Origin of the sequence: Actinokineospora auranticolor (genome assembly GCF_002934265.1) — a bacterium.
Taxonomy (GTDB): Bacteria; Actinomycetota; Actinomycetes; order Mycobacteriales; family Pseudonocardiaceae; genus Actinokineospora; species Actinokineospora auranticolor.
Window position 1 is genome coordinate 454,408 of sequence record NZ_PTIX01000004.1, and the last position, 22,651, is coordinate 477,058.

Here is a 22,651-nt window from a genome sequence, read left to right on the forward strand (position 1 = left end):
TTGCGGTTCAGTGGGAAGCGTTGATGGCGTGGACGAGTTGGTCGAGCACCTGGGCCCAGCCGGTGCCGATGCCCGCGATGTAGGGGGCGGACTCGACCGTCGAGTCGGTGATCCGGAGGTCGACGCGGAGTTGGGTGCCCTCCGGGGTGGGGGCGAGGTGGATGTCGTAGTGGCCGGTGAAGGAGACGACCCCGGTTTCGTTGAGGACCGAGAGGGTGAACTCCAGGTGCTCCAGCGGTACCGCGGTGCGGACTCGGCCCTCGGATCGGTATCGGCCGTCGGCGTCGCGGTATTCAAGGACCGCCTGTCCGCCCGGTTTTGGCTCCAGGACGCACTCGGAGACCGTCATGGGGGGTGGGGCCCACCAGGAGCCGAGCAGCGCCGGGTCGACCCAGTGCCGCCACACGACGTCCGGGGGTGCGGCCAGTGCTCGCTCGAAGGAGAAGGTGCGGCCGTCGGCCCATCGGTCCTGGTCCGCTGCCACCGTCTCGACCTCGATGGCGGCCCGGTAGCGCGCGATGACGTCCAGTTCGCCCTGGTGTGCCTCGGCGATCTCGACCAGCGCCCGCACGCGGCTCGCGAAGTCGGCCAGCGGGCCGGGCTCGATGGCGTAGACCCGCCGTTGCCCCAGCGGGTGGACCGCGACCAGGCCGACGCGCGCCAGGGTCTGCAGGTGTTTCGTGGTTTGCGGCTGCCGCAACCCGGTCAGCTCGGCCAACTCGCCGACCGACCGTGGTCGCGTGGCCAGCAGCTCCACGATCTGCCAGCGTGCGGCGTCCCCGAGTGCCGAGGCGATGTCCTCCATGACTAGAAGCATTCCTCATAGTGAATATTCGTGTCAAGGAATACTTCTGGTGATCGACGGGTGACGCTGGGGCCGGGGAGGCTGAGGGCGGGGGCCTTGCGGACGTGGGGTCGACCTCGAGGGTCATCGCGGCCCGGTAGCGGCTGATGCGGGTGCCGAAAGCTGTCCGGCCATTGGCGCGCCGGGAGGAAGCATCGGCGATAGGCGGGGGTTTCCGGGAACGCGTGGACTTCCCTGCGGCCGTAGTGTCGCTCGGGTGTGGCGTAGTGCGCGTCGTTCGTCAGGAGGGTGACGATGTCGCCGCGTTTTCAGGCGGCTGCGTATTTTGTGGTCGTTTGGTGTGTTTTGGCGTCAAGGAAGGAAGGGGGTGGGCCGAGCATGCGGTTGCGGTGCGCGCGCAGCTCGGCCCGCGGTGGGCCGGTGGCCTCCTCGAACGCGCCGTTCAGGAGGCCGAGCCCAGGATGTTGACCATCCACTGGATGCCGAACCGGTCGGTGACCTGGCCGAACTCGTCGCCCCACATCTGCTTCTCCAGCGGCACCGTGATCTGGCCGCCGTCGCTGAGCTTCGCCCAGTAGCCGAGCAGCTTGTCGCGCTCGTCGCCGCTGAGGCTGATGGTGATGTTGGTGCCCGGCTGGTGGGTCATGCCCGGCGCCAGGTCGGAACCCATCAGCGTGAAGCCGTCCTCGGCCTCCAGCATGCCGTGCATGATGTTGTCGGCGATGCTCTCGTCGCCGCCGAACGCGCCGAAGGTGTTGAGCGCCAGTTCGCCGCCGAACACGCCCTGGTAGCACTCCAGCGCCTCGCGCGCGTTGCCGGAGAAGTTGATGTAGGGGTTGAGCCGCTTCGCCATCGTGATCCACTCCTGGGGGACGGTCTGTGTGACGGCGGCATCGTCGCAGATCAGGCGGGGGGCGACAACGTGAGCCGGGTGCGCAGGCGGTCCACCACGGACGGTGCCAGACCCACCGGTCCGAGCACGTAGTCCGCGACCGAGCCGTGCTCGGCCAGCAGGTCCGCGAGGAACAAGCGCATGGTCTCCGCGGGCGCGTGGCCGTACCAGTGCCACGCGGGCGGGCGACCTTCGTTCTCCGCTCGCCAGTCGGCCACCAGCCGTTCGGTCGCCAGCCCGGTCAGCGCGAAGTCGGCGACGACGTCGGACTCCGACACCCCGACCAGCGCCAGCACCAGCGCCGCCAGCACCCCCGTGCGGTCCTTGCCCGACGCGCAGTGGAACACCGCGGTCCCCGGCTCGGCCAGCGCGGTCAGCGCGGCCCGCAGTTCCACCACCCCGTCCTCGGCGTACTCCAGGTAGCGGTCCGCCAGGTACCGGCCGGGGTCGACCGCGGAGTCGAGACCGGTCTGGTCGAACGCGCGGTGCTCGATCGGCAGGTGGTGGTACACCAGACCGGGCAGCGCGGGCACCCGCCCGCGCGCGGCGATCTCGTAGTCGTGCCGCAGGTCGATCACCGTCCGCACGTCGAGTTCCCGGAATCGGTCCAGGTCGGTCCCGGCGAGCTTGCCGAGCGAGTCCGAGCGGTACAGCAGACCCCAGCGGACCGCGCCGCCGTCCGCGGTCGGGTAACCGCCGAGGTCGCGGAAGTTGTGCAGGCGGTCGAAGTCGAGGTGTCTACGCACGGTGCCCGACCCTAGCCGCGCGCCGCCCTGGTACGCCGCCGGATATTTCGGGTGAATTGCCAGGCTCCTCGCCTTTGTATTAACTCTGTTCTCAAGATAACGGTTTTCCTGTTGGGGCAAATGCCCGCTTGGGTCGGTTTCCCGTTTTCCGACCTAGTTCGATGACCGTCTGACGCAACGGTCTTGACATCGGCTTTGGTCTAGTCCAATTTTGGGTAGCACCACCGCGACCGGGGTTGTCCGCCCGGTTGTGACCCCTTTCCCTGCACTGGAGCGCACGATGCGGCTGTCCAGAAAACTGTTTTCCCTACTAACCATGGTCGCCACCGCCGCCACCGTCACCGGCGTCGTGGTCGGCACCTCGGCCGACGCCGCGCAGTCCGCGGCCAAGCCGTTGCCCGCCCGGGTGTTCGCGCCCTACTTCGAGGCCTGGACCGGGGAGAACCCGGCCACGCTCTCGGCCGCGTCCGGCGCGAAGCACCTGACCATGGCCTTCCTGCAGACCGCCAGCCCGGGTTCCTGCACGGCGCTGTGGAACGGCGACACCAGCATGCCGATCGGCCAGGCCACCTTCGGCGCGGCGATCAAGACCATCCAGAACAACGGCGGTGACGTCATCCCGTCGTTCGGCGGCTACACCGCCGACACCACCGGCACCGAGATCGCCGACAGCTGCACCGACGTCAACAAGATCTCGGGCGAGTGGCAGCGGCTGATCACCACCTACGACATCAGCCGGATCGACCTCGACATCGAGGCCGACTCGATCGAGAACACCGCCGGTGTCGACCGCCGCAACAAGGCCATCAAGATCACCAAGGACTGGGCGAAGGCCAACGGCCGCCAGATCCAGTTCTCCTACACGCTGCCCACGACCGTTCAGGGTCTGGCCGACAGCGGTCGGAACCTGCTGCGCAACGCGGTGACCAACGGCGCTGAGATCGACGTCGTCAACATCATGACGTTCGACTACTACGACAACGCCGGCACCCACAACATGGCCAACGACACCAAGACCGCGGGCCAGGCCCTGGTCACCTACCTCGGCCAGCTGTACCCGAGCAAGACCCAGGCGCAGCTGTGGCAGATGGTCGGCATCACCGAGATGATCGGCGTCGACGACTTCGGCCCGGCCGAGACCTTCACCACCGCCGACGCGAACACCGTCCTCGCGTGGGCCAAGGAGAAGAACATCAACACCCTGTCGTTCTGGGCCCTCCAGCGCGACAACGGCAACTGCCCCGGCGGTGCCGCCCGCGACGACTGCTCCGGCATCGCGCAGGACCTGTACTACTTCAGCAAGACCTTCTCGCAGTACACCAGCGGCACGCAGAACCCGACCGACGACTTCTCCCTCGGCGTGAACCCCGCGTCGGTGTCGATCGACCCGGGCAAGTCCGGTACCGCCACGATCACCACCGCGGTCACCGCGGGCAACGCGCAGACCGTCTCGCTGTCGGCCGGTTCGGCCCAGGGCGGCGTCACCCCGACCGTCACCCCCGGTAGCGTCACCGCGGGCGGCTCGGCCACCGTCACCTTCGCCGCCGCGGCCAACGCGACCCCGGGCACCTACACCTTCACCGTGACCGGCTCCGCCGCCTCCGGCAGCAAGTCCGCCACCGTCTCGGTCAAGGTCAACGGCACCCAGCCGGGCAACGACTTCTCGCTCGCGGTCAACCCGGCCGAGGTCACCGTCGCCACCGGCAGCACCGCCACCACCCAGCTGACCACCGCGGTCACCGGCGGCAACGCGCAGACCATCGCGCTGAGCCTGACCAAGCCGCAGAGCGGTGTCTCCGCCACCATCAACCCGACCAGCGTCACCGCGGGCAACTCGGCCACCATCACCGTGACCGCCGCGGGCAACGCCACCCCGGGCAAGTACACCTTCTCGGTCGGCGGCTCGGCGCCCTCGGGCAAGCACAGCACCTCGTTCACCGTGACCGTGCAGGGCGGCACCCCGGGTGGTTCCGTGGCCAACGGTGACTTCGAGTCCGGCGTGCTGGCCCCGTGGACCGCGGTCGACGGCACCACCGTCGTCACCTCGCCCACCCACGGCGGCGGCCACGCCCTCTCCGTCGGTGCGAGCAACTCGAGCACCGGTGAGGCCAGCCAGCAGGTCACCCTGGAGCCGAACAAGTCGTACACGCTGCGCGCCTGGCTGCGCGGCAACTACGCCTACCTCGGCGTCCGCGGCGGCGCCAGCGCCACCACCTGGACCGTCGCCAGCGACTGGCAGGAGGTGACGCTGCCCTTCACCACCGGCGCCAACGGCACCGTGACGATCTACACCCACGGCTGGTACGGCCAGGGCGCCGTCTACGCCGACGACTTCAGCATCTCGTCGTCGGTCAAGGCAGTGCAGAAGCTCGCCACCACCAAGCACGGCATCAAGTAAGCACCACCCGAACGGACAAGGTGGCGGGCGCCTGCAGGCGTCCGCCACCTTGGCTTCGCGGCCTGGGGTTGCCGCCGGCCCCCGGAATCCAGGCTACCGGCGGGGACCGACGGTACCGCCGGGTAGCGATCAAGCCTGTGGACAGCTCGCGATCTTGGTTTGCTCAGACCCTGGGCAGGAACCGGGTGATCGAGGCCATGTCCAACGGGTCCACCGACTCCGGGGCGTCCTCAAGCGACTCGTCGAGACCCCGGCGCAGGGCCGACTCGTCCAGTTCGGATCCGATCACCACCAACTCGTTGCGCCGCTTGGCCTCCGGTGCCGCCGCGAGCCACACCGCCTTGCCGACCGTCTGCACCAGGTACGGCTCCTCGAAGCCCGGCACCCCGAAGTGCGCGAAACCCTTCATCCGGTAGACACCCGCGGGCCGCTCCGCCAGGAACCGGGCGAAGCGCAACGGGTTCATCGGGCGCGGGTCGGCGAACTCGACGCTCGAGTAGCCCGCGTGCACGTGCTCCTCGTGCGGCAGCAGGTCGTCCAGCGTCAACTGGCGCACCTCCGGCTCCACCCGGGCCACGCGGTCGAACAGCAGACCCGGGTCCACCCGCCCGTACTCGGTCGGCACCACCGGGACGCCGCCCGCCAGGTCCCGCACCAGCTCCAGCACGCCATCCGCCGCGCGGTCGACCTTGTTCAGCAGCACCAGGTCCGCCTGCTTGATGTGCCGGTCCAGCTGCGGGTGCCGCTCCCGGGTCGCCGGGAACTCCGCCGCGTCGACCACCTCGACCAGCCCGCCGTAGCGGATGTGCGGGTTCTCGCTCGCCAGCACCAGCCGCACCATCGCGGGTGGCTCGGCGAGCCCGCTGGCCTCCACCACGATCACGTCCACCGGCCCGTCCGGGCGCGCTATGCGGTCGAGCATCGCGTCCAGGTCGGCCGCGTCGACCGCGCAGCACAGGCAGCCGTTGCCGAGGGTCACCATGGAGTCGACCTGCGCGGCCACGGTCATCGCGTCGATGTTGACCTTGCCGAAGTCGTTGACCACGACACCGATGCGCAGACCGCCCGCGGTGCGCAGGAGGTGGTTGAGGAGGGTTGTCTTGCCGGAGCCGAGGAAGCCCGCGACCACTACGACCGGGATGTGCACGCGCCGAGGGTAGTGAACCCGGATGATCTCCGCTGGGCCGCTACGGGGGGTGGCCCCCGCCGGACGTCCCGACCCGGCGGGGGCCATCACCCCCAGTTCCCCCGCTGACCGATCCCCCAATCGACCTGACGACAACGCTAGGCACCCGGCCCCCGGCGGTCATCACGCCGGGGGATGAGGTCCGCGTCCGACCTTCGGGGGAGCCCGCCGGGGCGGTCAGTCCACTTTGGTCGACACCTGGTCGAAGTAGGTGGCCACCACCGTCGTGTGCAGCGGAAACGCCAGGGTGGTCGGTTCGCGCACCAGCTCCCAGCCGGTGGTCTCGTCGGTCGGGGTGGACGGCGGCAGCGCCGACCCGGCCACCGCGGGGGCCAAGCCGAACACGAGCAGCGTGCCGTCTGGGGCGCTCAACGCGTCGAACAGCCGGACGGCGGCCGGGTCGACCTCGATGCCCGCCTCCTCGCGCAGCTCCCGCGCGGCCGCGGCCTGCCAGGACTCACCCAGATCGATGAAGCCGCCGGGCAGGGCGAGCGCACCGCGCCGGGGCTCGACGTCGCGGCGGACGACCAGCAGCCCGTCGTCGACCGGCAGCAGCAGGACGGCGACCGGCACGGGGTTGAGGTAGGAGGTCTGCCCGCACCCGGCGCACCGGCGCGGCCACGGCAGGTCGGTGGGGTACGCGGTGCCGCAGTACGCGCAGTGGGAGTTCTTCGTCATGCGGTGATGATCTACCAGTTGTGGACTGTCTCCACCGTTGTGGGCTGCTTGAGGGTGCGGGTGACCGTGCACAGCGCCTCCACCGCCCGGGTGACGACGTCGAGCAGCTCCGCCCGCGCGGCGTCGTCCAACCCGGACGCGTCCAGTTCGACGTCGAGGCGCACGCCGTCGAGCTGGTGGGCGCCGTCGGGGCGCACGTCGGTGGCGTCCACGGCCAGGCCACCGCCCGTGCGCCGCAGCACCAGCTGCTCGGCGGTCACCCCGACGCAGGTCGCGGCGGCGGCCAGCAGCAACTCGACCGGGCTGAACACCCCGTCCTGCCCGGCCCGCCCCACCTCGACGCTCGCACCCCGGTCGTTGGTGGCGGTGAACACGTGCGCACCGGTGCGCCGCGTGCGAACGGTGGTCATGTCGAACCCCTCTCCGCCGCCGGTCGCGGCGCGCCGGTGGGGGAGATCGGGGCTCCCTCCACATGCGCCGAGGTTATCCACAGCCCCGAGCCGACCCCGGCCACCCGCCTGCCGCCGCGCTTGGGCTTGGCATCAGGGGTTCCCCCTGGGCGGGGACCCCTCGCGCCTGGACCTGGCCAGGTGGAGCCCCGGCTCGGAGGTGCGCCGCGTCGGGTCAGGCGTCGAGCAGCTCGCGCAGGGCGCGGACCCGGGTCGAGTCGACCGGGCTGTCCCAGCTGTCCCGGACCAGGCCGCCCGCGTGGATCGCGGTGACGCCGATCGAGCGCAGGCCCGGCACGTGCGCGTGCTTGAGCCCGCCACCGGCCAGCAGCCGCACGCCGCACTCGCGCCAGTCGTCGCGGGCGGCGAGGCGGGGGAGGCCGTCCTCCAGCCCGCGCGCGGAACCGGCGGTGAGCACGGTGTCCAGGCCGGGGAGGCCGCGCAGGTCGGCCCAGGCGCGCTCGGTGTCGGCGGCGTGGTCGACCGCGCGGTGGAAGGTCCACGGGCAGCCGTCCAGTGACTCGACCACGACCCGGGTCGCCTCCAGGTCCACGTGCCCGTCCTCGGTGAGGAAGCCGAGGACGAACTCCTCGGCGCCCGCCGCGCGCAGCTCGGCGACCACGGCCAGCAGCCTGGCCAGCTCGTCGGCGTCGGCGGTGAAGCCGTCCGTGCCGCGCACCATGATGCGCAGCGGGATGTCCACGGCGGCCCGCATCTCGGCCACCAGCTCCGGCCTCGGGGTCAGCCCGTCCCGGTCCATCTCGGCGACGACCTCGATCCGGTCGGCGCCGCCGTCCTGCGCGGCCACCGCGTCGGCGACGGTCAGGGCGATGATCTCCAGCAAACCGCTCTGCGGCGGCGAAACGGTCACGGCGCCCATCATCCGGCCCCCACCGGTCGCCGCGACGCCCAGGGTCGAAAAATCCCACCACGTGGTTGGCTTTCCGCGCACCCGGACCACGACCCCCTACCGGGAAAGGTGGTCCAGACCACATAATACATAGCCATAGCGCCCACGATCCTCCTGTGCGACACCGGTTCCAGCCCATCGGCATGGGCAAGGAATGGTGTACCACGAATGATCTCGAATAGTGGTCCAGACCACATATCTGTTAGCGTTCGTGAACTGAACAGCGCTGCTTTTCGGGTGTTATCCACATGGGCCGGACGGTCCACGGTCGAGTGGTGTTTATCCCGGCTCGGACGGCGCGGGCCGACCGGTCGCTCACGGAGCGTGTGGTGTACATAGCAGTTCGTGCTTGACCGCGAAAGGGGCGGCACGGGTGTCACCCGGTCTGGTGACATTGGTCCGCTATTCCCGCGTCCGGGGAGTACGAAGGGCGCGTGACACCGGACGAGATGGACCGGATCGCCGCCGCGTGGGCGCCGGTCGAGGAACGCGACACCGCGCTCGAGTGGCTGGTCGAGCCGATGCGCGCCTTCGTCCACGAGATCGGCGAGCCGCCCCGCCTGGGCGAGTACCTGGACATCGTCGCCTGGTCGATGCCGGGCATCGAGGAGTTGGAGTTCCTGCCGACCCCGGTGCCGCTGCGCGCGACCCTGGTTGGCGGTGTCGACTACGGCTACCGGTGCGCCGAGCGCGTGCGGGGCCGCGTCGCCGAACTGGGTGACGTCGCGTTCGCCGAGACGACCGAGTGGCTGACCGCCATGATCCGCGGCCTGCACCCGCACAGCGACGGCGTGCTCCCCGTCGACATCGTGGCGAAAGGCCTGCTCAACGCGCTCCAGGCCGGGGAGGTGGCGTTCGCCGACGTCGAGGCCAAGGACGTGGCCGCGCTGTCGGTCGACCTGCCGGTCCGCGTCCCCCGCCCTCGTCCGGGTGACGTGCTGGCGATCCCGGGTGAAGCGGGTCACCACCTGGCCGTAGTCCTGGCCACGGGGCTCGGGGATGTGGTCCTCGGCCTGCTAGCGGGCGCCCATCCGACCCCGGAACTCGGCGACCCCACCACTCAGCGTCCTCGCCGCGTCCCCGTCCGGGTGATCCACGACGCCATCGCCGAGGGGCGCTGGCCGACGGTCGCGCACGAGGAGTCACTGCTCGCGCTGTTCCCCGACCCCGTGGCCGACTACGTCCCGGCCCGGCTGCCCTCGGGCCAGCGCCACGGGGAGTGGGGCGCCCGCGTCGGCCGGGACCAACTCCCGGTGCTCATCGGGGAAGCGGAGGCCGAGGCCATCGGGCTGCTGGACGGCACCCACCAGGACTGCTACCTCGACAAGCATTTCGTGGAATTGCTCAACAAGGGCCGCTTCGACCGCGGCCCGCTCCCCGGCCAGTTCACCTGACCGTCCGCTATGGACCGAATACCCCACCCGATGGGCTGGCCGGGTGGGGCCGGTCGACCCCACCCGGCGCTCGTCAGTGTCCCAAGTGGAGTTTCGCGATCCGGCCCTTGGTGCCGGAGGCCCAGCAGGCGCCGTCGGCGGCGCAGTCGACCGTGTCGAAGCTGCCCGTGTCGAACTGGCGCCAGTGCCTGCCGCTGTCGAGGGTGTAGTCGCTGCCCGACGGGCCGACGGCGATGGCGGCGCCCGGCAGGAACGGGTGCCAGGTGACCCCGGAGCGGTAGCCGGTCGGGGCGGTGCTCGGCTTCTGCCACGTCTTCCCGCCGTCGCGGGTGGTGGCGAGGGCGTCGACGGCGGTGTCGGGTTTGCCGTAGTCGCCGCCGACGGCGATGCCCGTGCGGCGGTCGCGGAACGCGGTGGCGAACACGCCCGCGCTGGCGCCGCTGGCCAGCACGGTGTCGCTGACGGTCCAGCTCCGGCCGCGGTCGGACGAGTGGAACACCCGCGCCTTCGCGCCGCCGCCGGTCGCGATCCACGCGTCGCGCGGGCCGGACGTGGTCACGCACTGCCCGCTGGCGGCGAAGGCGAACTCGCCCTCGAGCGCGGCGGGAACCCGGTCGGACGGGTTCGGCCGCCACGACCGGCCGCCGTCCGAAGTGGACAGGATGCGGAACTTGCCGTCGACCGGGTCGCTGAGCGCGAGGCCGTGGTCGCGGTCGAAGAAGGCCAGGCAGTCGTAGAACGCCGTCGGCTCCGCGTTGCGGAACGCCTCGGTCCAGGTGGTTCCGCCATCACCGGTGCGGAAGATGCGCGACTGGTCGCCGGGGCCGATGCTCAGCACCACGGCGGTGCGCGAGTCGAACGCCTCGACGTCGCGCAGCTCCAGCTTCTCGGTCCCGGGCGGCGTCGACCGCTGCCACTCGCGCCCGCCGTTGGTGGTGCGCAGCACGGTGCCGCCCGTCCCGCTGGCCCACGCCACCCGGTCGCTGACGGCGGACAGGCCGCGGAACTGGGCCTCGGTGCCGGTGGTGGACAGCCGCCAGCTCACGGTCGGCGGGTGCCCGGTGGCGGACGCGGCGCCGGGTAAGGCGGCCGAGCCCACCACGACGAGCGCGGCGATGATCAGGGATCGCTTCATGATCCGGACACTAGTGCCTGATGACCGCGGTGTGACCCAGCCGACGGAAGCCCATCCGGGCGATGGGTGTTGCACCGGGTGTGGACGTGGTCGTGATCGGTGCCGGGCAGGCGGGGTTGTCCGCGGCGTACTTCCTGCGGCGGGCCGGGTTGGAGTTCGTCGTGCTCGACGCCAACCCCGGCCCCGGCGGTGCGTGGCGGCACCGCTGGCCGTCGCTGCGCCTGGGGCGGGTGCACGGTATTCACGACCTGCCCGGTCTCGCGCTGCCGAGCGCCGACCCGACCAGGCCCGCGTCGGAGGTGGTGGCGGACTACTTCGCCGACTACGAGCGCGAGTTCGACATCCCGGTACTACGACCCGTCGCGGTTCGTGCCGTACGGGAGGCTGGTGCGGACCTCGTAGTGGAAGCCGATGGCGCGGTCTGGACCACCCGAGCCGTGGTTAACGCCACCGGCACCTGGGACAAGCCGTTCTGGCCGCACTACCCCGGCCGGTTCGACGGCAGGCAGCTGCACACCGCCGGCTACCGCGGCCCGGAGGAGTTCGAGGGCAAGCGCGTGGTCGTGGTCGGCGGCGGGACATCCGCCGTGCAGGCGCTGATCGAGATCGCGGAGGTCGCCGCCGAGACGACCTGGGTGACCCGGCGCCCACCGGTGTGGCACGAGGGACCGTTCACGTCGGAGCACGGTCGCGCGGCCGTGGCCAGGGTCGACGAGGCGGTGCGGGCGGGGAAGGTACCCGCCAGCGTCGTGAGCGTCACCGGCCTTGGCCTGACCCCGGAGGTCCTGGCCGCCCAACGCCAAGGCACCCTCACCCGCCACCCGATGTTCGAGCGACTGGTGCCCGGAGGGGTGGCGTGGGCCGACGGCCGGGTGGTCGAGGCGGACACGATCCTGTGGGCCACCGGCTTCCGCCACGCCCTGGACCACCTGGCCCCCTTGGCGCTGCGCACCCACGGCGGCGGCATCGTCATGGACGGCACCCGAGTCGTCGCCGACCCCCGCGTCCACCTCGTCGGCTACGGCCCGTCCGCCAGCACGATCGGCGCCACCCGAGCAGGCCGCGCGGCCGCGACGGAACTACGCACCCTCCTGCACCCCACGCCCGCCCACGTTGGATCTTGAAACGGCCGGTTGTCCCCATCCGCCGGGGTCATCCACAGGAGTTCGCGACCTCTTCCGCGCGACCCCGGCCCCGATAGACTGGAGCAGGGCTGTCCCCCCAGAGGAGGGCGGGGGCTGTGCGGGGTGTGGGTGTCGCTTGATCAATATGTGGTTTGTGGCTGGAACCCGTCGATGTGGGGCATAGGTTGGATTCGTGGCGGCACAGGTTCACGGCGCTGCGAATGCCCGCGACCTGGTGGTGTCGGTGAGGATGCCCGGACGAACTTGGGCTGCTGGTGGGCTTCGGGGACGTGGTTGTGCGTTGGTCGGAGCGCGTGATCAGCAGGTGTCGTTGTGTGCTTCGAGTGCGGTTCGTGGCCGGGATTGCCTTACCCAAGCGAGAATGGGCCCGCCGTACGCGTAGAGACGGTGTTCCTGGCTCAGCCGGTGAAGGGGTCCAGTTCGGGGCGCTTGGGCTGGCGGCCGTCGCCGGAGGAGCGGCCGGTGAGGCGGCGGGCGATCCACGGGCCCGCGTGTGTGCGTGCCCACTGCAGGTCGGCCTTCGCGCGGTCTCGCCAGTCCTGCGGCTGGTGGGGCAGTGCGGCGTCCCACTCGAAAGACGGCGCCACGCGCAGTGCGCGCAGGGTGGCTTCGGCGACTCGGCGGTGGCCTTCGGTGTTGAGGTGGATGCGGTCCTCCGCCCACAGCGCGGGCGAGTCGAACACCGGCGACGAGAACAGGTCGACGACCACCGCGTCGTGCTCTTCGGCCAGTCGGTCCACTACGGCCAGCAGGTGGTTGATCCGCGGCATGATCCGGGTACTCCCGCGCATCCGCCGCGAAGGGTCGGCGACGCGGAACAGCACCACCTGCTTCGCCGACGCGGCCAGGGTGCGGACCGCGTAGGAGACCCGGGCCGTCACGGCGTTCAAGTCGCAGCCGGGGCGCATTACGTCGTTCAGGCCGCCCGCGAACGTCACCAGGTCGGGGCGCATGGCGGCGGCCGGGTCGACCTGCTCGTCGACGATCTGGCGGACCAGCTTGCCCCGCACCGCGAGGTTGGCGTACCGGAAACCCGGTGTGTCGGCGGCGAGCCGGGCGGCGACCAGGTCGGCCCAGCCGCGGCAGGTGCCGTCGGGCCGGTAGTCCGACATGCCCTCGGTGAACGAGTCGCCGACCGCGACCAGGCTGCTGTAGTGGCTCATCTCGTGGCCGATCCTAGCCGGCAACTTTAGTTGCGGCCTGGGCCACCCGAAAGGTGCCGATGTGCGGGTCCGGCCGCCGCGGGTCGGTAGCGTGCTGGTCGTGCGGGATCCACTGTGGCGGACCTGGCGGGAAGCCGTCCTCTACCTGTTACCGATCGCCTTCGTCGTCCCGGCGTGGGTGTTGGCCGTGATCTGGGACGACGCGCCCGCGGGTCCGATCCGCTACGTCGACGGCCTGCTGACGCTGCTGATGGTGGCCGGGCTGGTGGTGCGCAAGTGGTACCCGGTGGTGCTGATGGCGGTCACCATCGGCACCACGGTGCTGTACCTGCTGCTCAGCTACTTCGCGACCGGCATGTGGCAGCCGCACTTCTCCGCCACCGACCCGTGGATACCGATCACCGCGCCGATCTACGCCTACACCGTGGTCGTCTACGCGGGCGCGCTGCTGGGGCCCGCGCTGGTGTCGGTGCTGCTGGTGCTGGTGCTGCGGCCGTGGCACACGTCGGTCGAGCTGGTGCTGGGCACCGTGCTGCTGCTGGTCCTGCCCGCGCTGATCGGGCTGTACGTCCGCGCCCACCGGCGGATGGTGCAGGCGTTGACCGACCGCGCGGAGCGGGCCGAGCGCGAGCAGCACCTGCTGGCCGAGCAGGCCAGGGCGGACGAGCGTGTGCGGCTGGCGGAGGAGATGCACGACGTCGTCACGCACCGGGTGAGCCTGATGGTGCTGCACGCCGGTGCCCTCGCCATGACCGGACCGGACGACCACACGCGCACCGCGGCGGAGGGGCTGCGGTCGGCGGGGTGCGAGGCGCTGAACGAGCTGCGCGAGCTGGTGGGGGTGCTGCGCAACGACTCGGGGGAGCGGCAGCCCCGGGAAGCGTCCGACGAACCCGCCGAGGTGCCCGACCTGACGACGCTGGTGGCCGAGTCGGAGTCGGTGGGGGTGCCGGTGGAGCTGGTGCAGGAGGGGAACCCGGCGCTGACGTCGACGGCGGTCGGGCGCACGGCGTACCGGGTGGTGCAGGAGTCGTTGACCAACATCCGCAAGCACGCGCCGGGGGCGCCGACGCGGGTGCACGTGCGGTACGGCGGCGACCGCGTCCGGCTGACGATCCGCAACTCGTCCGCGACGGGGACTGTCGACAGTGGTCTGTCGAGCACGGGGTCCGGGGCGGGGTTGGCGGGGCTGCGACAGCGGGTCGAGCTGGTCGGGGGGACCCTGCACGCGGGGCCGCGGCCGGGTGGTGGGTTCGAAGTGGACGCTGTGCTGCCCGCGTACGTCCCCGCGTCCGGGGGCGCGTAGATGGCGGAGCGGGTTATCCGGGTCGTGGTTGTGGATGACGAGCCGATGGTGTGCGCGCACCTGCGCACGATTTTGAGTTCCGCTGTGGACATCGACGTGGTGGACCTGGCGCAGGACGGGGCGGCGGCGGTTGAGGCGGTCATGCGGCACAGACCGCACGTGGTGTTGATGGACCTGCGGATGCCCGGTGTGGACGGGCTTACCGCGATCGAGCGCATCACGCGGCTGCCTGCCCCGCCCGCGGTGGTGGCGTTGACGACGTTCGACGCGGACCAGTACGTGATCCGGGCGTTGCGGGCGGGGGCGGCCGGTTTCCTGGTGAAAACGACACCGCCGGAGGACCTGATCGGCCTGGTGCGGGTGGCCGCCGACGGCCACACCGTGCTGTCACCCGCCGCGACCCGCCGGCTGGTGGCGGCGCAGGCCGGGGAACAGGCAGCCCGCGAACGCGCCCTGCGGCGGGTGCGGGAGCTGACCGAACGGGAGACCGAGGTGCTGTCCGCCCTGGGGGAGGGCCTGTCCAACGCCCAGATCGCCACCCGCCTCTCGCTGAGCGAGGCCACGGTCAAGAGCTACGTCTCCCGCATGCTCGTCAAACTCGACTGCGCCAACCGCACCCAAGCCGGCCTCCTCGCCTACGACGCGGGCCTGGCCACCCGCTGACCCGCGTCGGGTTGCGTTCTGCCGCTTCGGGTTGTTGGCCCGTTGTCCACATCCGATGGGCTGTCCACAGACACGCGCCGCTCGCTTTCGTCTCCACGCGGCCGTGAATAGCCTTGAAAGTAGGGTGGTGGTCCCGTTGGTCCCGCGTTGCCGGGGAGAGTGCAGGTCGCAGAAACAGACGGGCATGCCGGTCGCTGTGGTGAACGTGGCGTGGTCGGTCATCTCGCCGCCCTGATCCCAGGTCGACGATTTCCGGAGGAACTCCGGTGCGGTCTTCGTTTGTTCGCCAACAACATCGCGACCCGGTCGGCGAGTGCCTGGTCTGGTCACATGAGCCGCCCGGATACCCGGCCGTTGTCCGAGACCCACCTCGCGGCGACCAGGTGGGTCAGCGGTTCGGGGTGCGGACCAGGACGGTGGAGTCCGGGGTCGTGAAGCCGAACTGGTGGTAGAGGGTGTGGGCGTCGCTGGTGTGCAGCATCCAGCGGAACCCGCTGCCCGGGCCCTCGTCGATCATGGTGCGGACCAGGGCTTTGCCCAGGCCGTTGCCGCGGTCCGCGGACAGGACGAAGACGTCGGCCAGGTAGGCCAGGGCGACGCCGTCCGAAACGGCTCGGGCGAAGCCGACCTGGGCGCCGGTTTCCCGGTTGTACGCGCCCACCACCCGCCACGCGGAGGCCAGTTGGGCCTCCAGGTCCGCGCGGGTTCGGGTGCGGCCCCAGTACGCCTCGGTGGACAGGTAGGCCCAGACCGCGTCCACATCGATCCGGTCGGGGTCGTCGTCGAGGTCGTAGGTGGTCATGGGACCAACCTATCCGGCGGCGTAGCGGGCGGGGGAGGTGCCGATCGTGGCGGTGAACTCACGGGTGAAGTGGGCCTGGTCGCTGTAGCCGAGTTCGGCGGCGAGGGCCGCCCAGTCGACCGGGCCGCCCGCGTCGGCGCGGGCGGCGGCCTCGTGCAGGCGGTGGCGGCGGATGACCCACTTCGGGCCCACGCCGACGTAGTCGTTGAACAGCCGTTGCAGGGCGCGCACCGTCAGGCCCGAGGTGCGGGCCAGGTGGTCGACCCGGGTCAGGGACAGGTCGGACTGGATGCGGCCGACCAGCTCCCGCACCCGCTCGACCGCCGGGTCGGGGGCGGGCAGCCGCGGCAGCAGCAGGGCCTCGACCTCGGCGACCAAGCCCGCGTCGTCGGCGGCGTCCAGGACGGCTTTCTCCGCGCCTTCGAACCCGAACAGCTCACCGGCCGCCAGCGTGCGGTCGGTCAGGTCGGCGACCCGGCCGCCCAGCCACGGCCGGAACCCGCCCGGGTGGAACCGCACGCCGATCGCCCGTTCCCGGCCCACCAGCCGCCGCTCGAACAGGCCGAGGTGGACGCCGTGCACCAGCGCGCCGTCGGGCTCGAACACGAGGTGCACGTTGGGGTGCGGCACGACCCGCTGCGCGAAGGGCTCGTCGAGGTCCCAGGAGACGATCCAGTGGTACTCCACGAACCCGGCCAGCGCGGCCGACGGCGCGGCGGTGCGCAGGCGGAACTTCGTCCGCCCCTCCCGCTCGTGCAGCACACCCCTGGGCACGCCCCACGGTAACCGACGCGTTTGTTCAATACGCGGGGTCGGGAGGTCGGTACGTTCGCCCGTCATGGACAGCCCCATGAGCCGCGCCACCGAGAGCGTGGTGGCCCTGGCACGCACCGTGACCCCGGAACAGTTCGACCGCTCGACACCGTGTCCCGAGTGGACAGTCAAGGACCTGATCAACCACCTCACGCTGTGGAGTGGCGTCGTCGCGGTGCGCACCGCCAACCGCCTCCCGGCACCCGGGGACGGCAGCGAGGACGAGGCGGTCGACCGCTCCGCCACCTGGCCCGACGGGTTCATCGACGGCGCCCGCGCCGCCGCCCGCGCCTGGGACGCCCCCGGCGGCCTCGACGGCGAGACCGCGATGATGGGCGACCCGCGCCCGGCCCGCTTCTTCCACGACATGCTCCTGGCCGAGCTCGTCCTGCACGGCTGGGACCTCGCCACCGCCACCGGCCACGAGTTCACCGTCGACGACGACGTCGCCGAACTCGCCCGCGCGAGCACCGCCGCCATGGCCGAACAGGGCCGCGAGTGGGGCGTGTTCGGCGCCGAGGTGGCGGTCCCGGAGGACGCGCCGGTCCTGCACCGCGCCCTCGCGATCAGCGGCCGCGACCCGCGCTAGCCGTTTCGGCCGGGCCGAGGTGGTGGCACGCTCCAGCCATGGACTGTGACGTGGTCGTGGTCGGCGGCGGGATCGCCGGGGTGTCGGTGGCGGCGGAACTGGCTGGTGAGCGGTCGGTTCTGCTGGTGGAGGGGGAGTCCGAGCTGGCCCGGCACACCACCGGCCGGTCGGCCGCGGTGTACCTGCCCAGCTTCGGCGGTCCGGTCGTGCACAACCTGACGTTGGCCAGCAGACCACTGTTCGGCGACGTGCTGCGGGCGCGATCCCTGCTCTGGCTCGACACCGGCGGCGGTGGCCTCGACGAGGTCGTGGCGACGGGCGAGGCCGTGGAGATCACCGTCGCCGAGGCGCTGGAGCTGAGCCCGGTGCTGCGCCCCGACCGCCTCGCCGGGGTGGCCCTGGACGCGGGCACCATGGACATCGACGTCATGGCCCTGCACCAGCGCTACGTGCGACGGCTGCGGGAACGCGGTGCGATCCGGGTCGGCGCGCCGGTGACCGCGATCCGGCGCGACGGCGGCGGTTGGCGGATCGGCCTGGGGACCGACGAGGTGCGCGCGGGCTACGTGGTCAACGCGGCGGGCGCGTGGGCGGACCGCGTCGCGCGGCTCGCCGGGGTGCCGGAGGTGGGCCTGCGCCCGATGCGCCGGACCATCGCGATCGCCAAGGGGCGCCCGGTCGATCCCCGGTGGCCGCTGGTGGGCGATGTCGCCGACACGTTCTACTGCCGCCCGGAGGGTGACGCCATGCTCGTCTCCCCGGCCGACGAGACCCCTGCCGAGCCCGGTGACGCCAAACCCGACGAGCTGGACATCGCCCTGGCGTTGGAACGGGTCAACCACTACACCACGCTGGAGCTCCGCACGGTGCGCACGGCGTGGGCGGGCCTGCGCACCTTCGCGGCGGACCGCGAGCCGGTGGTGGGGGAGGTGCCCGGGCACCCCGGGTTCGCCTACTTCGCGGGCCAGGGCGGCTACGGCATCCAGATGGCCCCGGCCCTGGCGATCCTCGCCGCCCGCCAGATCCTCGGCGAGCCGACCGACGTCCCGGCGGAGGCCGTGTCACCTGGGCGGTTCGTGCGGGGGTGAGGGGAAGCGGAGGACCTGCGGATGGGCGGCCGGGAGGCGCGCGGCCCGGCTGTGGGCGAGAAAGCAAAAGCGCCCCGACGGGGTCCTGGCAAGCGGCGAAGGGGCCCTGCAAGGGGGAGGGGCTGCGGACTGATTGCTGGTGGGTTAACGAGCGAGGGGCGCCGGTGGGATGGGGTAGGGGGGCGGCCAGGAGGAGAGGGGGCAAGCGGCGAAGGGCTGCGCCAAGGGGGTAAGCGCCGAGGGGGTCATCGGGAGACCGGAAGTGGTGGCTGACGAGCGGAGGGGTGCGGCCCGGCGGTGGGCGGGAAAGTAAGCGGCCTCAGCGGGGTGCTGGCAAGTGGAGAAGGTGGTGTGCCCAGGGCGCTAGCGCCGGGGCCCCTCCAGGCAGGGCTGCGGACCGGTTGCCTGCGGGGCGCGCGAGAGGGAGCGGCCAGGCTGCGGCCAGGGGTGGCCGGGCTGCGGCAGAGCGAGGGGAACAGGGAAAGGGCACTGCCAGGCTCCTTGCCGGAGGGAAGCGGGCCTCAGCAGGGTGGCGGCGAATGGGTAGTGGCCGGGGGCAAGTGAAAAGGGCTCACCAGGGAAGGCGCGGGTGGGCCGCGCAAGGGCGGAGAGCAGGGGCCTTGGGCAGTTTGACGGCGGGACGGAGAGCGGGCGGCGCCAGTGGGTGAGGGGGAAGGCAGTCAGACTGCCTGCGGGGAGAGGGAAAGCACCCCGGGGCACCCGGTGGGTGGTTGCGGCAGGAGAGGCGCTTCACCAGGGCAAGGAAGCGGTCGGTGACGCCACAGCTGCGGGCGGCGGATCCGGTGTGCAGGGGGGAGCGCTTCGAGGGTCGGCATGGGCGCCCGCAGGTGGAGAGGTGAGAAGGGGTTGTCTCCGTGCGGCAGCGGGGAGGGCTGCCGACAGGGTGGAGGACCGCAGAGGAACTGCCCGCGGAGAGGGACGGCCCCATGGGGGCGGGGATCGCCGGGTGGGCCGGAAGAGGTGCGGAAACGAAGGGCTGCGGGCAGGAGCTGAGAGCCGAGGACACGAGACAGGTGGGCGGGGGTGGGGTGACGGACTGGCTGGCGCTCGGTATGGGCGGTGGGGTTAGGGCGGGAGCGGGAGACCCTGGTCGCCGCGGTCGGGTACGCGGTGGACCGGGGCTTCCACCAGCAGTGCTGGCGCCTCGCCCAGTCGTTGCAGAGCTACCTGGACAGCGTCGGCAGGCACGAGCGGACCCGGGTGGTGCTGCTGTGGGTCGTTGCGGTGGGCGTGTTTCTGTTTCTGGGCAAAGCGAAAGGGCCGCCGACTCGAGTCGGCGGCCCTTTCGGTGGACTTGGGTCAGCGGCGGGTGCCGTTGTTGTCCGCGGTGGTGTCGTTGCCGGTCAGGGTGGACACGGTGTCGTTGACCAGGTCGGTCACCGGGCTGGTGACGGTGTTCAGGTCCGTGGCGGCCGAGGTGTCGGCGGCGTCCGCGACGGTGGTCTCGGTGTTGGTGGCGGCCGGGGTGGTGCTGGTGTTGGTGGCCGCGGGGGTGGTGCTGGTGGCGGTGGTGTCAGTGGCCGCGGGGGTGGTGGCGGCGCTGTTGGTGGTGGTCGCGTGGTGACCGCGCAGGTCGATGTCGAGGTCGACGTCGGCGTTGAGGTTCAGCAGGTCACCGTCGAGCAGACCGCCGTGGCCGCCGAGGCCGAGCAGACCGTCGTGGCCGCCCAGGCCGAGCAGGCCGTGGTGGCCACCCAGGTCGAGGACGTCGTCACCGAGCAGGTCGTCCAGGGCGTCGTCGACGTTGTCGAGGGCGTCGTCCAGGTCGAGGTCCAGCAGGTCGTTCAGCAGGCCGTCGTCGCACCAGTCGTCGAGGATGATCCACAGCGCGTGGTCGATCGGGATGTCCAGGTCCTCGGCGAGGTCGCCCGCGAGGTCGACGACGGCTTCCAGCTCGGCCGGGTTGTCGGCGTCCGCGAGGTCGTCGATCAGGTCCTCGTCGAGGCCTGCCACGTTGATGCCCGCGTCCTGCAGGATGTTGATGACCACCACCGGGTGCACGTCCGCGGCGGTCGACGTCTCGGCGGAGGCGGTCTGGGCGGAGAAGCCGAGCGCGACGGCGGTCGCGGTGGCCATGAAACCGAGACGGAGAAGGGCTTTGCGCATTGCGGGAAGCTCCTAGCGAACTGGCCGGGTTGGACAGTGAAAGGCTTGCAGAACGATCAGTTGGTGGCGAGTCCACAAGAGAGTGGTCACGTTCGTGATCGTCGAAATCCCTCGGATGGCCCTGGCGCTGGGGGTCTTCTCGTTAGTGGGTCGGGTTTCGGTTCCGGTGGGAGGAATCGCCGACCCGCCCCGCCCACCTTCGGGTGACGCTCGACCGTGGCCCGCGTGATCACGGCCGGTGCCGGGCCGTCGAACCTGCCCGGCACCGGCCGCCGATCACGGGGTCGGCTCGGTGCCGACGAGGTCGAGCAGCGGGCTGGCGACGTCGACGTCGCCCTCCTGGACGTTGATCACGTTGACGGTGATCGCCGGGAGCAGCGCCGGGGTGTCCGCGGTGGAGCCGACGCCCTCGGCGGAGGCGGCCGTGGCGTTGATCGCACTGAAGCCGAACGCGGCCGCGGCGATGCCGAACGCGGCGCCGACGCGGGAAAGGTTGGTGCGCATGGGGAATCCGATCCTCACTACCAGGGTGCCTGACGTGTTTCAGGCGCCAGGCAGCCTGGCAGACCGCACCGCGCCGTGCGATCCACAGTGGAGTGATCCACCTGAATGTGTCAGACGACCGTGCCGATGGCGCGTCCGGCCTGGCGCCCGGAGAAGATGCAGCCGCCGAGGAAAGTCCCTTCCAGGGAACGGTATCCGTGCACACCGCCGCCGCCGAAGCCCGCCGCCTCGCCCGCCGCGTACAGGCCCGGCACCACCTCGCCGCCCGCGCGCAGCACCCGCCCGGACAGGTCGGTTTCCAGTCCGCCCAACGTCTTGCGGCTCAGGACGTTGAGCCGCACCGCGATCAGCGGCCCCGCCTTGGGATCCAGCAGCCGGTGCGGCGCGGCCACCCGGACCACCCGGTCGCCCAGGTACTTGCGCGCCCCGCGCACCGCCGTGAGCTGCAAGTCCTTGCCGTACGAGTTGTCCACCTGCTGGTCGCGCGCCACGACCTCGCGCCGGATGTCCGCGGCGGACAGCAGGTCCTCGCCGGTCGCCCGGTTCATCCCGGCCACCAACTCGTCCAGGTCTGTCGAGATGACGAAGTCCTCGCCGTGCTCCATGAACGCCTTCACCGGACCCGTCGCCCCCGGCAGCGCCCGCTTCAGCGTGAGCCGGATGTCCTTGCCGGTGAAGTCCGGGTTCTGCTCGGACCCGGACAGCGCGAACTCCCGCTCGATGATCTTCGCGGTGAGGATGAACCACGAGTGGTCGTACCCGGTCTCGCGCAGGTGCGCGAGCGTGGTCAAGGTGTCGAAGCCCGGGTACAGCGGGTCCGGCAGCCGCCGCCCGCGCGCGTCGAGCCACAGCGACGACGGGCCGGGCAGGATCCGGATGCCGTGGTTGGGCCAGATCGGGTGCCAGTCGGTGATGCCCTCGACGTAGTGCCACATCCGGTCGCGGTTGATCAGGTTCGCGCCCGCGGCCTCGCTGATCGCCAGCATCCGCCCGTCCACGTGCGCGGGTACGCCGGTCAGCATCTTCGCGGGTGGGGTGCCCAGCCGCGACGGCCAGTTCGCCCGAACCAACTCGTGGTCGCCGCCGATCCCGCCCGACGACACCAGCACCGCCTGCGCGGAGAGCTCGAATTCCCCTACTACGACACGGGAACTGCTCACCCCGCGCTCGACGTCGCTGGCCTCCAGCACGCTGCCGCGCACCCCGGTGACCGCGCCGCCGGTCGTCACCAGCTCGTCCACGCGGTGCCGGAAACGCAGCTCCACCAAGCCTTTGTCGACCGCGTCGCGCACCCGCCGCGCGAACGGCTCCAGCACGCCCGGCCCGGTCCCCCAGGTGATGTGGAAGCGCGGCACCGAGTTGCCCGCGCGCTCCGCCCACCCGACGACGGGGAAGAAGCGCACCCCCTGCGCGTGCAGCCACGACCGCTTCTCGCCCGCCGCGAACTCCACGTACGCGCGCGCCCACCGCCGGGGCCAGTGGTCCTCCTCGCGGTCGAACCCGGCGAACTGCTGCCAGTCGGCCCAGGCCAGCTCCAGCGAGTCGCGCACCCGCAGCCTGCGCTGCTCGGGGGAGTCGACCAGGAACAGCCCGCCGAGCGACCAGAACGCCTGCCCGCCCAGCGACGCCTCGGGCTCCTGGTCCACGACGACGACCCGCTTGCCCCGGTCGGCGAGTTCGGCCGCGGCGACCAGTCCGGCCAGCCCGGCACCCACCACGATCACGTCAGCGGTCACGCGCCCACCCCTCACCTCCGCCGGGTCCACCAGGCGGTTTCCCGGGTGAACCATGACTTCCGGCCAGGGTACCGCCGGTCGGGCACCCGGTCCGGGCGATCTTCGATCCGGGTCGCGGGCAC

At 71.5% G+C, this 22,651-nt stretch carries 21 protein-coding genes; 7 read left to right on the forward strand and 14 right to left on the reverse strand.

The window, feature by feature from the left end; genetic code table 11:
- Positions 1–7: 7 nt before the first annotated feature.
- The 3 genes from CLV40_RS10605 to CLV40_RS10615 all read right to left on the reverse strand — a co-directional run bounded on the left by CLV40_RS10605 (position 8) and on the right by CLV40_RS10615 (position 2,443).
- Positions 8–805: a metalloregulator ArsR/SmtB family transcription factor gene (locus tag CLV40_RS10605; RefSeq protein ID WP_104478668.1), complete on the reverse strand. Its 798-nt coding sequence runs from the start codon at positions 803–805 to the stop codon at positions 8–10.
- Between the two features lie 442 nt (positions 806–1,247).
- On the reverse strand, positions 1,248–1,658 hold the full coding sequence (locus CLV40_RS10610; RefSeq protein ID WP_104478669.1) for a VOC family protein: 411 nt from the start codon (positions 1,656–1,658) through the stop codon (positions 1,248–1,250).
- A gap of 50 nt (positions 1,659–1,708) precedes the next feature.
- Positions 1,709–2,443, reverse strand: a complete 735-nt coding sequence (locus CLV40_RS10615; protein WP_104478670.1) for a tyrosine-protein phosphatase — start codon at positions 2,441–2,443, stop codon at positions 1,709–1,711.
- 316 nt (positions 2,444–2,759) lie between these two features.
- Here CLV40_RS10615 and CLV40_RS10620 point away from each other — a divergent pair, with 316 nt between their 5' ends.
- Positions 2,760–4,841 (forward strand): glycosyl hydrolase family 18 protein, encoded by a 2,082-nt coding sequence (locus tag CLV40_RS10620; RefSeq protein WP_245931201.1) that lies wholly within the window; start codon positions 2,760–2,762, stop codon positions 4,839–4,841.
- Positions 4,842–5,004: 163 nt separating this feature from the next.
- Here the strand turns inward: CLV40_RS10620 and CLV40_RS10625 are convergent, their stop codons facing one another.
- The 4 genes from CLV40_RS10625 to CLV40_RS10640 form a co-directional block, all read right to left on the reverse strand.
- Positions 5,005–5,988: a CobW family GTP-binding protein gene (locus tag CLV40_RS10625; protein ID WP_245931202.1), complete on the reverse strand. Its 984-nt coding sequence runs from the start codon at positions 5,986–5,988 to the stop codon at positions 5,005–5,007.
- A gap of 216 nt (positions 5,989–6,204) precedes the next feature.
- Positions 6,205–6,705, reverse strand: coding sequence for an NUDIX domain-containing protein (locus CLV40_RS10630; RefSeq protein WP_104478673.1), 501 nt, complete (start codon positions 6,703–6,705; stop codon positions 6,205–6,207).
- Between the two features lie 11 nt (positions 6,706–6,716).
- Positions 6,717–7,115, reverse strand: a complete 399-nt coding sequence (locus tag CLV40_RS10635; protein ID WP_104478674.1) for an OsmC family protein — start codon at positions 7,113–7,115, stop codon at positions 6,717–6,719.
- A 214-nt stretch (positions 7,116–7,329) separates the two neighbouring features.
- A complete protein-coding gene (locus CLV40_RS10640; RefSeq protein WP_245931203.1) occupies positions 7,330–8,025 on the reverse strand; it encodes a copper homeostasis protein CutC in 696 nt (231 codons plus the stop codon).
- Between the two features lie 473 nt (positions 8,026–8,498).
- Between CLV40_RS10640 and CLV40_RS10645 the strand changes: the two genes are divergently transcribed.
- On the forward strand, positions 8,499–9,458 hold the full coding sequence (locus CLV40_RS10645; protein ID WP_104478675.1) for a hypothetical protein: 960 nt from the start codon (positions 8,499–8,501) through the stop codon (positions 9,456–9,458).
- Positions 9,459–9,531: 73 nt separating this feature from the next.
- Here the strand turns inward: CLV40_RS10645 and CLV40_RS10650 are convergent, their stop codons facing one another.
- Positions 9,532–10,593, reverse strand: coding sequence for a WD40/YVTN/BNR-like repeat-containing protein (locus CLV40_RS10650; protein ID WP_104478676.1), 1,062 nt, complete (start codon positions 10,591–10,593; stop codon positions 9,532–9,534).
- A gap of 62 nt (positions 10,594–10,655) precedes the next feature.
- Between CLV40_RS10650 and CLV40_RS10655 the strand changes: the two genes are divergently transcribed.
- On the forward strand, positions 10,656–11,717 hold the full coding sequence (locus CLV40_RS10655; protein ID WP_104478677.1) for an FAD-dependent oxidoreductase: 1,062 nt from the start codon (positions 10,656–10,658) through the stop codon (positions 11,715–11,717).
- A 419-nt stretch (positions 11,718–12,136) separates the two neighbouring features.
- On the opposite strand, the gene CLV40_RS10660 is transcribed toward CLV40_RS10655, so the two are convergent.
- Complete coding sequence (locus tag CLV40_RS10660; protein ID WP_104478678.1) at positions 12,137–12,901, reverse strand: SGNH/GDSL hydrolase family protein; 765 nt, start codon at positions 12,899–12,901, stop codon at positions 12,137–12,139.
- A 100-nt stretch (positions 12,902–13,001) separates the two neighbouring features.
- On the opposite strand from CLV40_RS10660, the gene CLV40_RS10665 reads away from it, so the two are divergent.
- Both CLV40_RS10665 and CLV40_RS10670 read left to right on the forward strand, forming a co-directional pair.
- Entirely contained in the window at positions 13,002–14,207 is a 1,206-nt protein-coding gene (locus CLV40_RS10665; protein WP_104478776.1) for a sensor histidine kinase, read from the forward strand.
- Entirely contained in the window at positions 14,208–14,870 is a 663-nt protein-coding gene (locus CLV40_RS10670; RefSeq protein WP_104478679.1) for a response regulator, read from the forward strand. It begins immediately after the preceding gene.
- Between the two features lie 388 nt (positions 14,871–15,258).
- Here the strand turns inward: CLV40_RS10670 and CLV40_RS10675 are convergent, their stop codons facing one another.
- Both CLV40_RS10675 and CLV40_RS10680 read right to left on the reverse strand, forming a co-directional pair.
- Entirely contained in the window at positions 15,259–15,672 is a 414-nt protein-coding gene (locus CLV40_RS10675) for a GNAT family N-acetyltransferase (RefSeq protein WP_104478680.1), read from the reverse strand.
- A gap of 9 nt (positions 15,673–15,681) precedes the next feature.
- Positions 15,682–16,446 carry a helix-turn-helix domain-containing protein gene (locus CLV40_RS10680; RefSeq protein WP_245931204.1) on the reverse strand — a complete coding sequence of 255 codons (765 nt, stop codon included), beginning with the start codon at positions 16,444–16,446 and terminating at the stop codon, positions 15,682–15,684.
- Positions 16,447–16,510: 64 nt separating this feature from the next.
- Here CLV40_RS10680 and CLV40_RS10685 point away from each other — a divergent pair, with 64 nt between their 5' ends.
- Together CLV40_RS10685 and CLV40_RS10690 are read left to right on the forward strand one after the other, a co-directional pair.
- On the forward strand, positions 16,511–17,074 hold the full coding sequence (locus tag CLV40_RS10685) for a TIGR03086 family metal-binding protein (protein WP_104478681.1): 564 nt from the start codon (positions 16,511–16,513) through the stop codon (positions 17,072–17,074).
- A 38-nt stretch (positions 17,075–17,112) separates the two neighbouring features.
- On the forward strand, positions 17,113–18,162 hold the full coding sequence (locus tag CLV40_RS10690) for an NAD(P)/FAD-dependent oxidoreductase (protein ID WP_104478682.1): 1,050 nt from the start codon (positions 17,113–17,115) through the stop codon (positions 18,160–18,162).
- 1,320 nt (positions 18,163–19,482) lie between these two features.
- Here CLV40_RS10690 and CLV40_RS37125 read toward each other — a convergent pair.
- The 3 genes from CLV40_RS37125 to CLV40_RS10705 form a co-directional block, all read right to left on the reverse strand.
- On the reverse strand, positions 19,483–20,289 hold the full coding sequence (locus tag CLV40_RS37125; RefSeq protein ID WP_146107986.1) for a hypothetical protein: 807 nt from the start codon (positions 20,287–20,289) through the stop codon (positions 19,483–19,485).
- A 276-nt stretch (positions 20,290–20,565) separates the two neighbouring features.
- The gene (locus tag CLV40_RS10700) at positions 20,566–20,793 is read right to left on the reverse strand and encodes a hypothetical protein (RefSeq protein WP_104478683.1); all 228 of its coding nucleotides are present in this window, start codon (positions 20,791–20,793) and stop codon (positions 20,566–20,568) included.
- Positions 20,794–20,903: 110 nt separating this feature from the next.
- The gene (locus CLV40_RS10705; protein WP_219823942.1) at positions 20,904–22,529 is read right to left on the reverse strand and encodes an FAD-binding dehydrogenase; all 1,626 of its coding nucleotides are present in this window, start codon (positions 22,527–22,529) and stop codon (positions 20,904–20,906) included.
- Between the last annotated feature and the right edge of the window lie 122 nt (positions 22,530–22,651).

What these genes read in the sequence shown, in the direction of transcription:
- CLV40_RS10605 (WP_104478668.1), bottom strand. Translation starts at nt 805, where the DNA reads ATGGAGGACATCGCCTCGGCACTCGGGGACGCCGCACGCTGGCAGATC.
- CLV40_RS10670 (WP_104478679.1), top strand. Translation starts at nt 14,208, where the DNA reads ATGGCGGAGCGGGTTATCCGGGTCGTGGTTGTGGATGACGAGCCGATG.
- CLV40_RS10655 (WP_104478677.1), top strand. Translation starts at nt 10,656, where the DNA reads ATGGGTGTTGCACCGGGTGTGGACGTGGTCGTGATCGGTGCCGGGCAG.
- CLV40_RS10630 (WP_104478673.1), bottom strand. Translation starts at nt 6,705, where the DNA reads ATGACGAAGAACTCCCACTGCGCGTACTGCGGCACCGCGTACCCCACC.
- CLV40_RS37125 (WP_146107986.1), bottom strand. Translation starts at nt 20,289, where the DNA reads ATGCGCAAAGCCCTTCTCCGTCTCGGTTTCATGGCCACCGCGACCGCC.
- CLV40_RS10700 (WP_104478683.1), bottom strand. Translation starts at nt 20,793, where the DNA reads ATGCGCACCAACCTTTCCCGCGTCGGCGCCGCGTTCGGCATCGCCGCG.
- CLV40_RS10635 (WP_104478674.1), bottom strand. Translation starts at nt 7,115, where the DNA reads ATGACCACCGTTCGCACGCGGCGCACCGGTGCGCACGTGTTCACCGCC.
- CLV40_RS10610 (WP_104478669.1), bottom strand. Translation starts at nt 1,658, where the DNA reads ATGGCGAAGCGGCTCAACCCCTACATCAACTTCTCCGGCAACGCGCGC.
- CLV40_RS10690 (WP_104478682.1), top strand. Translation starts at nt 17,113, where the DNA reads ATGGACTGTGACGTGGTCGTGGTCGGCGGCGGGATCGCCGGGGTGTCG.
- CLV40_RS10685 (WP_104478681.1), top strand. Translation starts at nt 16,511, where the DNA reads ATGGACAGCCCCATGAGCCGCGCCACCGAGAGCGTGGTGGCCCTGGCA.
- CLV40_RS10650 (WP_104478676.1), bottom strand. Translation starts at nt 10,593, where the DNA reads ATGAAGCGATCCCTGATCATCGCCGCGCTCGTCGTGGTGGGCTCGGCC.
- CLV40_RS10660 (WP_104478678.1), bottom strand. Translation starts at nt 12,901, where the DNA reads ATGAGCCACTACAGCAGCCTGGTCGCGGTCGGCGACTCGTTCACCGAG.
- CLV40_RS10620 (WP_245931201.1), top strand. Translation starts at nt 2,760, where the DNA reads ATGGTCGCCACCGCCGCCACCGTCACCGGCGTCGTGGTCGGCACCTCG.
- CLV40_RS10675 (WP_104478680.1), bottom strand. Translation starts at nt 15,672, where the DNA reads ATGACCACCTACGACCTCGACGACGACCCCGACCGGATCGATGTGGAC.